Here is a 12,572-nt window from a genome sequence, read left to right on the forward strand (position 1 = left end):
GCCGGTCCGCCGACCGGCACCCCCGGGACCCGCTCGGTCACTCCCCGGAGCACATCCCCGGGTCACATCCCCTGGGTCATGCCCCCCGGATCACACCCCCCCCCGGGTCACGCCCCTTCCGGATCGCGACCCCCGGATCACACCCCCCCGGGTCACGCCCCTTCCGGATCGCGACCCCCGGATGACATTCCGCACGGCTCGCGCCTACGGCTGCATCTCGTACGCGCCCGCGAGCGCCTCGACCCGCTCCCACACCCGCGCGGCCCGCGCCGCGTCCGACACCGGACGCCGCACGTTGGCCAGTGCCCAGGCGGCCTGCTCCTCGGTGGTGGAGGCCTTGCCGTGCAGTTCGGTGGCGTGCGCGGAGAAGTCGCGGACCAGGGCGTCGAAGACCTGGTCCAGGACCTCACGGCCCTCGTCGGAGGCGTCCAGACCGGTCAGCTCGGCCTGCTCCAGCACCAGCTGGCCGTAGACGATCAGCGCGAACAGCTGACCGATCTCCAGCAGGAAGTCCAGGTCCGCCTGCTGCTCCTTGCTGGGCGCGTGGCTGAGCAGCAGCTCGCAGAAGCCGTCGGCCTGCTCGCGGAAGCGCGCGACGTTGGGCAGCTGCGCCTGGCGGTCGTAGGCGGTGCGCCAGTCGTGGAAGCGGATCGCGCCGAGGCCGCGGGCCGGGCCCTGGCGGAACAGGAAGGCGTCGTCGGCGGCGTCCAGACGGGACGGCACCGGGGCGTACTCGGCCGGGGCGAACAGGTAGTTGCCCATGAACTTGAGGATCAGCGCCAGGTTGACGTGGACGGTGCCCTCCAGCTTCGGCAGGCCGCGGATGTCCTTGGCGGCCTTGTCGAAGTAGGTGTCCGCCTCGAAGCCCTTGGCCGCGATGACGTCCCACATCAGGTCGATGACCTTCTCGCCCTCGGTGGTGACCTTCATCTTGGTCATCGGGTTGAACAGCAGGTACCGGCGGTCCTCGGGGGAGGCGGTGCGGAAGTAGTCCACGGCCCGGGCGCTGAACAGCTTCATCGCGACCAGGCGGACGTACGCGTCGGTCAGCTCCCGCTTGACGTGCGGGAAGTCGGTGACCCGCTTGCCGTACAGCACCCGGTTGTGGGCGTGCGTGAGGGCCTCGTACATCGCGTGCTCGCAGATGCCGATGGACGCGGTGCAGAGGTTGAACTTGCCGACGTTGACGGTGTTCAGGGCGGCGTCGAAGGCGGCCTGGCCGGTGTGCAGCACGTCCTCGGCGCGCACCGGGTAGTCCTCCAGGCGGAACTCGCTGACGTACATCTGGGCGTTCACCACGTTCTTGACCAGGTGGTACGCCTCGTGGCGGCTGTCGGCGGCGAAGAAGACGTAGCCCTCGGGGCCCTCGACGTCCGAGCGTCGGCCGAAGACCGAGACCAGGCCGGCCACGTTGCCGTTGCCGATGTAGTACTTGGAGCCGGTCGCGGTGAAGCCGCCCTCGCCGTCCGGGGTGAGGATCATGTCGGTGGAGTAGATGTCGGCGCCGTGGGTGCGCTCGGAGAGGCCGAAGGCCATGACGTGGCCCTCCGCCAGGAGCCGGGCGGCGCGGGCCCGGACGGCCTCGTTCTCGCTCTGCCAGACCGGGCCGAGGCCCAGGATGGTGACCTGCCAGGTGTACCAGTAGCCGAGGCCGTAGAAGCCGAGGATCTCGTTCAGCTCGGCGATCCGCGCGGTGTCCCAGCGCTTGTCCGGGTCGGCCGCGGACGGGGTCAGGAACTCCGCGAACAGGCCCTCCTTCGCGGCGAATTCGAGGAAGTCGGCGTACCAGCTGCGGTCGATGTAGGTGTCGATCAGCGCCTTCTTGCCGCGGGACTCGAACCAGTCCACGGTCGCGCGCAGCAGCCGGCGGGTCGGCTCGTCGAACTGGGCGGGGTCGTAGGTGCGCGGATTGAAGAGCATCGGGGACTCCCGAGGTCGAGGGTGTGGGAAGCGGGTGGCGGGGCGGGGCGCCGGCGCGTCAGGACGGCCGGGCGCCCGTGGTTCGGGACGGCACCGGCGCGTCAAGGACGGCACCGGGGCGCGAGGACGGCACCGGCGTGTCAGAGCGACGCCTGCACGGCAGGACGACGCCCGACACGGCAGGCGACGCCGACGCGTCAGGACGGCCGGTCGGCGCCGGGTCTGGACGGCCGGTCGGCGGCGAGTCGGCGCAGGGTGGCCAGCACGTCGTCGAGCCAGTCGAGGGTCATCCGCTCGAACTCGATGCCGCCGCGCAGCACCACGTGCTGCAGCTCCTGCCGGGTGTCGAGGGCTTCGAGGTCGGGGAAGTCCCGCTGCTCGCCGTGCAGGTAGCGGGCGAGCAGGGCGGCGTGGGCCTCGCGGTGGCGTTCGACCTCGGAGATCAGCGCGGCCGGGTCGTCGAAGGCGGCGGCCCGGATCTTGACCGCGAGTTCGTGCCGGACGGTCTCCGGTGCGACCGGCTTGCGCAGCCAGGTGGCCAGCTCGGCCCGACCGGCGGCTGCGGCCGAGTAGACCTTCTTGTCCGGGCGCCCGTCCTGGGCGACCTCCTCCGCGGCGACCCAGCCGTCCGCCTCCATGCGCCGCAGCACCCGGTAGATCTGCTGGTGGGTGGCGGTCCAGAAGCGGCCGATCGAGCGGTCGAAACGCCGGGCCAGCTCGTAGCCGGAGCCGGGCTGCTCCAGCAGCGAGACGAGGATCGCGTGCTCCAGTGCCATGACCCGCATCCTGCTATGCAACGAGTTGCATAGGCAATGGCGCACCGCGGCGGTGAGACGCAGGTCACCGGCGTGATCGGATGGTTATCGATCATTACGCCCAATAGGGTGCAAAACGTTAGAGAAGGGACAGAATGGGTACGGGGCGCGCGCGTTCACGGGCTGTGCGTCCCCCAGGTTCCGGACCACAGGAGGTGGTATCGGTGGCAACCCATATCCCGACGGGCATGGAGCACCATCCGGACATCGTCGAACTACGGGAACACTACGAGCGGGTCACCTCGACCCCGCGCGCCCAGGGTGTGGAAGCCCTGGCCGTACTGGCCGGCCTCTTCCTGGCGGCATCGCCGTGGATCGTCGGCTTCACCGCGTTCAGCACCCTCACCGTGACCTGCCTGATCGTCGGGCTGGCCTACACGGTGCTGATGGCCGGCTACGGCACGGCCTACGAACGCACCCACGCGAGGGCCTGGGCGGCCACCGCGCTCGGTGTATGGACGATCATCTCCCCGTGGGTGGTCTCCGGTTCCGTCGCGCACGGCAAGAACATCGTCACCTGCCTCATCACCGGTGCCGTGATGTTCCTGCTCGGACTCGCGGCGATCTCGATGGCCACCATGACCTCGAACGGAGCGGCAATGCGGCGCGGCCGGGCCGGCCGCGCCCGGGGCTGATCTTCCCCGCAGCCCCGTCGGGGCGCGGCGGGCACAACCGCCCACCGCGCCCCGGCGCACGCCCCGGCCCCCGCCCCCACCCGAGCCGCCCCGGCGCACGCTCCGGACCCCCGGGTCTCGGAGCCGCCGCGGCGCACGCCCCGGCCCCGGCCACGGCCCCGCGGCGTTACGGGTGCGTCATCCGCAGCACGTCCAACGCCTCGTCCAGCTGCTCCTCGGTGAGCTCGCCCCGCTCGACGTAGCCCCGCTCCAGCACCACCTGACGGATCGTCTTGCGCTCGGCCAGCGACTGCTTGGCGACCTTCGCCGCCTCCTCGTACCCGATGTACCGGTTGAGCGGGGTCACCACCGAGGGCGAGGACTCGGCGTACTCCCTGGCCCGTTCGACGTTGGCGGTGATGCCGTCCACCGTCCGGTCCGCGAGCAGCCGGGCGCTGGTGGCGAGCAGCCGCACCGACTCCAGCACGTTGCGGGCGATCACCGGGAGCATCACGTTCAGCTCGAAGTTGCCGCTCGCGCCGGCCAGCGTCACCGTCGCGTCGTTGCCGACCACCTGGGCGGCGACCATGAGCACCACCTCGGGCAGCACCGGGTTCACCTTGCCCGGCATGATCGACGAACCCGGCTGCAGGTCCGGCAGGTTGATCTCGCCGAGTCCGGTGCGCGGGCCGGAGCCCATCCACCGCAGGTCGTTCGCGATCTTCGTGAACCCGACCGCCACCGTCCGTAGTTGGCCGCTCAGCTCGACCAGGGCGTCCCGCGCGCCCTGCGCCTCGAAGTGGTTCCTGGCCTCGGTCAGCGGCAGGTCGGTGGCGCGGGCCACCTCCGCGATGACCGCCTCCGGGAAGCCCGGAGGAGTGTTGATGCCGGTGCCCACCGCCGTTCCGCCGAGCGGGAGTTCGGCGACCCGGGGGAGCGTGGCCAGCAGCCGCTCCCGGCCGTGCCGCACCTGCGCCGCGTAGCCGCCGAACTCCTGGCCGAGGGTGACCGGGGTGGCGTCCATCAGGTGCGTACGGCCCGACTTCACCACCTCGGCGAACTCGGCGGCCTTGCGCTCCAACGCCTCCGCCAGGTGCTCCAGTGCCGGGACCAGGTCGTGCGTCACGGCGGCGGTGGCGGCGATGTGGATCGAGGACGGGAAGACGTCGTTGGACGACTGGCTCGCGTTGACGTGGTCGTTGGGGTGGACGGGACGGCCGAGCCGCTCCCCGGCCAGGGTCGCGATCACCTCGTTGGTGTTCATGTTGGACGAGGTGCCCGAACCGGTCTGGAACACGTCCACCGGGAACTGGTCGTCCCAGTGCCCCTGCGCGACCTCCTCGGCGGCCGCGACGATCGCCTCCGCCGTCTCCCCGTTCAGGACCCCGAGGCGGGCGTTCACCCGGGCCGCGGCGGCCTTGATCCGGGCCAGCGCGGCGATGTGCGCCCGCTCCAGCCGCTGCCCGGACACCGGGAAGTTCTCCACCGCCCGCTGCGTCTGCGCCTGCCACTTCGCGTCGGCCGGCACCCGGACCTCGCCCATCGAGTCGTGCTCGACCCGGTACTCCTGCGACTCCTGCGGCTTCGCCTGCTCGTCACCCATCGCGCGCTGCACCTCCTGTACGGGCCGGTCCGGCCCGGAGCGGATCTCCGATCACCACAGCCGCGAGCGGGCCCCGGGTATTTCCGGCCCGGCCCCCGGCTATCCGGCCCGAGCCCCGGCTATCCGGCCGGGCCTCCCGGCCCCGGGGGCGGCAGTCCGGTTCCCTCCGGGGAGAGCCCGTCCGGTCCTCCGGAGGAGGCCGCTCCACTTGCCCTGCGCCGAGCGCCCCCAACCGTTGCCGGCGCCGCGCTCACTCGAAGGAGTGAGTCAACGACGGGTCCGCCCCAAACCTCCGTGCGGCACTTCGTACGCTCCTCCCCGGGCCGGGCGGACACCGGCCGACCCGGACGGCCGCAGCCGGGCCCGGGGGGACCAGCGCGAGGGGCGGACGGATGACCAGGGGACGACACGGCACGGGGACGACGGACACCGCCGGGAGCAGCCCGAGCAGCCCGAGTAGCACGGGCAGTACCGGCAGTATCGGCGGCACCGGCGGGAGCGGTCTCACCCGGCGGCAGTTGCTGGGCGCCTCCGCCGCACTCGGCGGCGCCGCCTGGATCCTGCGCGGCACCGTCGGACCGGACAGCGCCGAGGCGGCCACGCCCGCACCGCCCGCACTGCCCGACGGCACCGAGCTCTACCAGCGGGTCTTCCAGAACTGGTCCGGCGAGATCCGCACCGACCAGCTGTGGACCTGCGCGCCGCGCACCCCGGACGAGGTGCCGGCCCTCGCCGACTGGGCGCACGCCAACGGCTGGCGCCTGCGCGCCTGCGGCTACCGTCACACCTGGGCGCCGCTCACCGTCGCCGACCGGACCCCGGAGAGCGCCCGCGTCCTGCTCGTGGACACCAGCCGCCACCTGACGGCGATCAGCGCGGATTCGTCCACCACCGTCCGGGTGCAGACCGGCGCCACCATGGAGGCCCTGCTCGCCCACCTGGCCGACCGCGGCCTCGGCCTGACCGCCTGTCCGGCGCCCGGCGAGATCACCGTCGGCGGGGTGCTCGCCATCGGCGGCCACGGCACCGCCGTCCCCGCCGCCGGCGAGGTGCGGCCGGAGGGGCACGGTTACGGCTCCGTGAGCAACCAGGTGGTCCGGCTCACCGCCGTCGTCCTCGACCCGGCCACCGGCCGTTACACGCTGCGGACCTTCGACCGCTCCGAGGCCGACAGCGCCGCCTTCCTGGTGCACCTGGGCCGCGCCTTCCTCACCGAGGTCGTGCTGCGGGCCGGCGCCGACCGGCCGCTGCGCTGCGTCAGCCGACTCGACATCCCCGCGGCCGAGCTCTTCGCCCGCCCGGGGGCGGCGTCCGGCGGTGGCCCGGTCGGCGGGAGCGGCGGGAGCGGCGGCGGGTTGCTCGGGGGAGTGCTGGGCGGCCTGCTGGGTGGCGGGTCCGGTGGGGACGGCCCCCGGACCTTCGCCGAGTTCGTCGAGCGCGACGGCCGGGCCGAGGCGATCTGGTTCGCCTACACCGACCGCCCCTGGCTCAAGACCTGGAGCGTCGCCCCGACCAAGCCGCTCGCCTCCCTCACCGTCGACCAGCCGTACAACTACCCCTTCTCGGACAACGTCCCGGAGCCCGTGGCCCGGCTGGCCGGTGACATCGTCTCCGGCGCCTGGGCGTCTGCCCCGCTGTTCGGTCGGCTCCAGTACCTGGTCGCGAAGGTGGGGCTCACCGGCGACCTCACCGACGTCCTCCTCTCCGGCGGGCTGCTGCGCGGCCTGCTCAGCGGCGAGGTGCTCACCCACCTGCTCGCCGGCGGCCTGCACTCCGACCTCTGGGGACGCTCGCGCGCCCTGCTGCAGTACGTCCGCCCCACCACCCTGCGGGTCACCGCCAACGGCTACGCGATCCTCACCCGACGGGCCGACCTGCAGTGGGTGGTCAGCGAATTCGCCGCGTACTACCAGGAGTTGCTGGCCGCGTACCAGGCCCGCGGCGAGTACCCGGTGAACGGCGCGGTGGAGATCCGGGTCACCGGCCTGGACGACCCGGCGTACTGCGGCGTCCCTGGTGCCCGCCCCCCGCTGCTGTCCGCGCTGCGCCCGCGCGCCGACCGCCCCGAGTGGGACACGGCGGTCTGGCTCGACGTCCTCGCCTTCCCCGGCACGCCCGGCCTGGAGCGCTTCGCCCGGGACCTGGAGCAGTGGCTGCTGCGCACCTTCGACGGCACCCGGGCGGGCCTGCGGGTCGAGTGGTCCAAGGGCTGGGCCTACACCGCCGACGCCGCCTGGTCCGACCCGGACCTGATCGACCGGGTCATCCCGGACGGCCTGCGGGCCGGCGGCGGCCCCGGCTGGGACGAGGCGGTCGCCGTCCTGGACCGCCACGACCCGCACCGGGTGTTCGGGAACCCCTTCCTGGACAGGCTGTTGAAGTGAGACTTCACATCTGAGGTGGCATCGGAAGGCTCGGTCAGATGTGTTCCATCACGATCACCGCCAGGGTGTCCGGGGCCAGGGCGCGGAACACGTGCGGGGAGTCGCCCGGGTAGCTCACGTAATCCCCCGGGCCGAGTTCGACCGGCGCCTCCGCCGGTCCGACCAGGGCGCGCCCGGCACCGATCATCACGTGCTCGACGGTGCCGGGCATGTGCGGGTCGGAGGCCCTGGTCTCGCCGGGCTGCGCCTCGATCCGGTAGATGTCCCGGCGGGCGTTGGGCGGGCAGGAGGAGAGCACGGTGGCGGCGTAGTCGGCGCGCTCGGAGTGGGTCACCGGGCCCTCGCCGGCCCGGATCACCTTGACCGCGGGGCGCGGCGGGTCGACCAGTCGGCTGAACGGCACGTTCAGCGCGACCCCGAGGGCCCAGAGCGTCTCCACGCTGGGGTTGCCCGCACCCGACTCCAGCTGGGAGAGCGTCGACTTGGCGATGCCCGCGCGGCGGGCCAGCTCGGTCATCGAGAGCCCGCTGCGCTCGCGCTCGCGGCGGATCGAGGCGGCGATCTGGCCGATCAGCTCGGTCCCGGAACCGCCGGCGACCGCGGCCGGGGTGGTGTGGTCACTCATGCTCGCCACTCACGCTCTCCTCTGACTCCTTCGCCCTCCGTGGGCCGCTGCCGCCCGGTCCCGGGTGGTGTCCGGCTCCCGGGGGCGTCCGGCTCCGGGTTTCCGGTGCGGCGGCCGGTGCCGCTCATGCTGCCACGGACGCCCGGGCCCGCGGAGGTGTCCGGTGGGCTGGCGTTCGGTCTGCCGGTCCCCTTGTTCGCCTTGACGAACCCGTAACGGCGGGTTCATTCTGATGGACATGCGTTCGCTCATCCGAACACTGGAGCGCGTCACCCTGCGTGACATCGCTCTGGTATGCCTGGCCGACGCCCTCGTCGGCGCCTCCTTCGGCGCGATCAGCGTCTCCGGCGGTCTGCCCCTCTGGGTGCCGATCGCACTCTCCGTCCTCGTGTTCGCGGGCGGCTCGCAGTTCGCGGCGGTCGGCGTGGTGCTCTCCGGCGGCGGAGCGCTCGCGGCGGTCGCCACCGGACTGGTGCTCAACGCCCGGCTACTGCCCTTCGGTTTCACCGTGGCCGACGTCCTCGACGGCCCCCGGTGGCGCTGGATGGTCGGCGCCCAGCTGATCACCGACGAGTCCGCCGCCTTCGCCCTGCAGCAGAGCGAGCCGCGACGGCGCCGGGCCGCGTTCTGGCTCTGCGGGACCGCCCTGTTCGTGGTGTGGAACGTCGCGGTGCTGCTCGGCTCCGTCGCGGGCGGCCTGATCGGGGACACCGACGCGCTGGGCCTGGACGCCGCCTTCCCCGCCGTCCTGCTCGCCCTCGTCCTGCCCTCGCTCACCGACCGGCGCACCCGTACCGCGGCGCTGGTGGGCGCGGCGGTGGCGGTCGCGGCGACGCCGTTCGTCCCGGCCGGCCTGCCGGTGCTGCTGGCCCTGGTCGGGCTGCTGTTCGGGGGCCGGCCGACGGCGGGGCCCGAGGGGTCTGCGGGGCCCGAGGGGTCTGTGGGGTCTGCGGGGCCCGATGGGTCTGTGGGGCCTGCGGGGCCCGATGGGTCTGCGGGCCCCCGGGAGTCCGCGGTGTCCGCGGGGTCTGCGGGGCTCGGAGGGTCTGCGCAGCCCACGGAGTCCGGGGCCCGGGCGGCGGAGGATCCGGCGCTGGTCGAGGAGAAGGAGGCGGTCCGATGATGCCGCTGTACGCGGTGCTGTTGCTGGCGCTCGGCACGTACGCCTTCCGGCTCGCCGGGCCGCTGCTGGGTGGCCGACTGGCCCTCTCGGAGCGCCTGCGGCACCTGCTGGCCGTCGCGGCGGCGGTGCTGCTGGTCGCCCTGGTGGCGACCGGTGCGCTGACCCAGGGGCACGGCTTCGCCGGGTGGGCCCGTCCGGCGGGTGTGCTGGTGGCGGGGGTGCTGGCGGTGCGGCGCGCGCCGTTCCCGGTGGTGGTCGTCGCGGGCGCGGTCACGACGGCAGTGCTCCGGCTGTGCGGGGTGGCCTGAGCGCCACCCCCCTACGGGTCGGGGCGGGCGGCCGCTGAGATGCCGTCAGCCCGCGCTGTCGCTTTCCTCACGCGTTCGCGCCCACCCACGGCCGGGGCGGGTGCGGAATACTCGCCGGTACTCCGAACACGCGCCGGTGCTCCGCCGACCCGCCGAGACCGGTGCCCTGCCGAGACTGCAAGGAGCTTCGATGACGAAGCCGAACCGGATCGACCCGTCCGACCTGCTCGCCGTCGGCGACCTCCTCTCCGACGAGGAGCGGCTGATCCGCGACACCGTCCGCCGGTTCACCGAGGAACGGATCCGCCCGCACATCGGCGAGTGGTTCGAGCGCGGGGTCTTCCCGGCCCGCGAACTCGCCCCCGAACTCGGCGCCCTCGGTGTCCTCGGCATGCACCTCGACGGCTACGGCTGCGCGGGCGCCGACGCGGTCGCGTACGGCGTGGCCTGCATGGAGCTGGAGGCGGCCGACTCCGGGCTGCGCAGCTTCGTCTCCGTCCAGGGCTCGCTCGCCATGCGCTCGATCCACGCCTTCGGCTCCGAGGAGCAGAAGCAGCGCTGGCTGCCCGGGATGGCCGCGGGCGAGCTGATCGGCTGCTTCGGCCTCACCGAACCGGACTTCGGCTCGGACCCGGCCAACATGCGCACCCGCGCGGTCCGCAAGGGCGGCGCGGACGGCGACTGGGTGCTGTCCGGCAGCAAGATGTGGATCACCAACGGCAGCATCGCCGACGTCGCCGTCGTCTGGGCGCAGACCGAGGAGGGCGTGCGCGGCTTCCTGGTCGAGCGCGGCACCCGCGGCCTGACCGCCACCGACGTGCACGGCAAGCTCTCCCTGCGCGCCTCCGTCACCAGCGAGCTCGCCTTCGACGACGTGGTCCTGCCCGCCGACGCCGTGCTCCCCGGGGTGGTCGGCCTGCGCGGCCCGCTCTCCTCCCTCAACGAGGCCCGCTACGGCATCCTCTGGGGCACCGTCGGCGCCGCCCGTGACTGCTACACCTCCGCCCTGGACTACGCCAGGAGCCGGATCCAGTTCGACCGCCCGATCGCCGGCTTCCAGCTGACCCAGCAGAAGCTGGTCGAGATGATGCTGGAGGTCGAGAAGGCCTACCTGGTGGCGCTGCGGATCGGCCGTCTCAAGGAGGAGGGCGCCGCCCGCCCGCCGCACATCAGCTTCGGCAAGCTCAACAACGTGCGCACCGCGCTGGACATCGCCCGCAGCGCCCGCACCGTCCTCGGGGCCAACGGCATCACCACCGAGTACCCGGTGCTGCGGCACGCCAACAACCTGGAGTCGGTGCTCACCTACGAGGGCACCAGCGAGATCCACACCCTGGTCCTCGGCGAGGCCATCACCGGCGAGTCCGCCTACCGCTGACGGGCCGCCCGCCCCTCGTGACCAGGGGAAAAGCGGTGGCCGGGCGCGACCGTGCCCGGCTACCGTGCCCGTCCATGACCAGCACGCATCCCAGGACGCCCCCGACCACCACCCTCTGGCGCCCCACCGGGCCCGAGGAGCTGGCGCTGGTCGAGGCCGCCGACCGGCGTGCCTGGCCGCCCCGGCTGCCCGACCAGCCGATCTTCTACCCGGTCCTCGACGAGGACTACGCGATCAAGATCGCCCGTGACTGGAACGTGCCCGCCTCCGGCGTCGGCTACGTCACCCGCTTCGAGGTCGAGACCGAGTTCCTCGCCCGCTATCCCGTACGGCAGGCCGGCGGCCGGACGATCCTGGAGCTCTGGGTGCCCGCCGAAGAGCTGGAGGAGTTCAACCGGCACATCGTGGGGCGCATCGAGGTCGTCCACGAGTTCCGGCCCCGGCCGTGACGGTCCCGCGAGCGCTGCCCTCGGCCCGCTGACCAGCACGCCCGCCCCGTCCGGGTGCCCCGCTGACCAGCACGCCCGCCCCGTCCGGGTGGCTCGCCGACCAGCGGCGCGGAGGTCGCCCGACACCTCGCGGACACCCGCCGTTCGGCTGCGTGACGCCGTTCGGTACGGCGGTCGGTGGAGCATGGCGCGGTCGGCGGCGCCCCGGGCGGGCGCGGCCGACGGTGCGCACGACCGAAAGGAACCCCGCCATGTCCGCTGTCCAGTGGCCCCGCCCCCGCGTGCTCGTCGTCGGGATCGACGGCGTCCGGCACGACTACCTGGAGCAGGTGCCGATGCCGCGCCTGCGGGAGGTCGCCGAGGCCGGGTTCCTGGTACCGGTCACCGTGGCGGAGGGCACGCCCACCATGTCCGGCCCCTGCTGGGCGACCATCGTGACCGGTGTCGAGGCCGCCAAGCACGGCGTCTGGGGCAACCACCTGGGCGGCAACCGGCTCGACGTGTTCCCCGACTTCGCCACCCGCCTCAACCGGAGCGACCGCCGGCGCACCTTCGTCGCGGCCGGCTGGGACCCGCTGATGATCAACGAGTCCGGCGGCCCGCTCTTCCGCGCGCCCGGGCGGCTCTCCTACGTCGCCCCGGCCGAGGACACCCCCGAGGCCTGGGAGGCCGTGGACGAGGAGGTCACCCGGGAGGCCGTCCACGTCCTCGGCACCGCCGATCCCGAGGCCTCCTTCGTCTACCTCGGCGCGGTCGACGAGACCGCCCACTTCCTGGGTTGCGGCGACGAGTACCGCGCCTCGATGCGCACCGCCGACGAACGCCTCGGCCGCCTCCTGGACGCCGTCCGCGGCCGGCCGTCGTACGCCGAAGAGCAGTGGACCGTCATCGTCGTCACCGACCACGGCCACGTCGACGCCGGCGGCCACGGCGGCCGGACGGTCGAGGAGCGGACGGCCTGGGTCGCCTGCGCCGGGCACGACATCCCCGCCGGACCGCCGCTCGGCGAGATCCGCCACCCGGACGTCGCCGCCCAGGTGTACGCCTCGCTGCTGCGCCCGATCGACCCGCACTGGACCCTCGACGGCCGGCCCTTCCCGGTCGCCCGGCCGGTGCCCGCGACGGTCTGACGCCGTCGGGCGCCGTCTGACGCCGTCGGGCGTCGCCGCAGGCGTTCCAGGCCGCGGAAGACCTGGACGTCGCGTGGCCGGAGCCGAGGGTGCCCCGGGTGCAGCAGGCCGGGCTGCGGTGACGCCGGGCTTGAGCGAGGCTCGATCGGGGTTCGGGCGGTACTCGACCGGAGCGTGCCAACCTGAGCGCCGGACCGGCACGGACCGGGTCCCGCGGAGCCCG

At 73.5% G+C, this 12,572-nt stretch carries 11 protein-coding genes; 7 read left to right on the top strand and 4 right to left on the bottom strand.

Annotated elements, in window-relative coordinates; all coding sequences use genetic code 11:
- Positions 1-204 precede the first annotated feature (204 nt).
- Complete coding sequence (locus ACZ6Y7_RS09290) at positions 205-1,920, bottom strand: acyl-CoA dehydrogenase family protein (RefSeq protein WP_465757237.1); 1,716 nt, start codon at positions 1,918-1,920, stop codon at positions 205-207.
- A 197-nt stretch (positions 1,921-2,117) separates the two neighbouring features.
- Positions 2,118-2,696 (bottom strand): PadR family transcriptional regulator, encoded by a 579-nt coding sequence (locus ACZ6Y7_RS09295; RefSeq protein ID WP_465757238.1) that lies wholly within the window; start codon positions 2,694-2,696, stop codon positions 2,118-2,120.
- A 227-nt stretch (positions 2,697-2,923) separates the two neighbouring features.
- On the opposite strand from ACZ6Y7_RS09295, the gene ACZ6Y7_RS09300 reads away from it, so the two are divergent.
- On the top strand, positions 2,924-3,370 hold the full coding sequence (locus ACZ6Y7_RS09300) for an SPW repeat protein (protein ID WP_465757239.1): 447 nt from the start codon (positions 2,924-2,926) through the stop codon (positions 3,368-3,370).
- 166 nt (positions 3,371-3,536) lie between these two features.
- Here the strand turns inward: ACZ6Y7_RS09300 and ACZ6Y7_RS09305 are convergent, their stop codons facing one another.
- On the bottom strand, positions 3,537-4,952 hold the full coding sequence (locus tag ACZ6Y7_RS09305; RefSeq protein ID WP_465757240.1) for a class II fumarate hydratase: 1,416 nt from the start codon (positions 4,950-4,952) through the stop codon (positions 3,537-3,539).
- Between the two features lie 392 nt (positions 4,953-5,344).
- Here ACZ6Y7_RS09305 and ACZ6Y7_RS09310 point away from each other — a divergent pair, with 392 nt between their 5' ends.
- Complete coding sequence (locus ACZ6Y7_RS09310) at positions 5,345-7,336, top strand: cholesterol oxidase substrate-binding domain-containing protein (RefSeq protein ID WP_465757241.1); 1,992 nt, start codon at positions 5,345-5,347, stop codon at positions 7,334-7,336.
- A gap of 34 nt (positions 7,337-7,370) precedes the next feature.
- On the opposite strand, the gene ACZ6Y7_RS09315 is transcribed toward ACZ6Y7_RS09310, so the two are convergent.
- Complete coding sequence (locus ACZ6Y7_RS09315; RefSeq protein WP_402210753.1) at positions 7,371-7,961, bottom strand: helix-turn-helix domain-containing protein; 591 nt, start codon at positions 7,959-7,961, stop codon at positions 7,371-7,373.
- A gap of 238 nt (positions 7,962-8,199) precedes the next feature.
- Between ACZ6Y7_RS09315 and ACZ6Y7_RS09320 the strand changes: the two genes are divergently transcribed.
- The 5 genes from ACZ6Y7_RS09320 (at position 8,200) to ACZ6Y7_RS09340 (ending at position 12,349) form a co-directional block, all read left to right on the top strand.
- Positions 8,200-9,084: an AzlC family ABC transporter permease gene (locus ACZ6Y7_RS09320; RefSeq protein WP_465757242.1), complete on the top strand. Its 885-nt coding sequence runs from the start codon at positions 8,200-8,202 to the stop codon at positions 9,082-9,084.
- Positions 9,084-9,392: an AzlD domain-containing protein gene (locus tag ACZ6Y7_RS09325; protein WP_465757503.1), complete on the top strand. Its 309-nt coding sequence runs from the start codon at positions 9,084-9,086 to the stop codon at positions 9,390-9,392. The genes ACZ6Y7_RS09320 and ACZ6Y7_RS09325 overlap by 1 nt, the downstream gene beginning before the upstream one ends.
- Before the next feature lie 190 nt (positions 9,393-9,582).
- Entirely contained in the window at positions 9,583-10,770 is a 1,188-nt protein-coding gene (locus ACZ6Y7_RS09330) for an acyl-CoA dehydrogenase family protein (protein WP_465757243.1), read from the top strand.
- A 74-nt stretch (positions 10,771-10,844) separates the two neighbouring features.
- Entirely contained in the window at positions 10,845-11,219 is a 375-nt protein-coding gene (locus tag ACZ6Y7_RS09335) for a hypothetical protein (RefSeq protein ID WP_465757244.1), read from the top strand.
- A gap of 251 nt (positions 11,220-11,470) precedes the next feature.
- Positions 11,471-12,349 carry an alkaline phosphatase family protein gene (locus tag ACZ6Y7_RS09340; protein WP_465757245.1) on the top strand — a complete coding sequence of 293 codons (879 nt, stop codon included), beginning with the start codon at positions 11,471-11,473 and terminating at the stop codon, positions 12,347-12,349.
- The last annotated feature ends 223 nt before the right edge of the window (positions 12,350-12,572 follow it).

The organism is Kitasatospora sp. NPDC053308, from assembly GCF_055585785.1.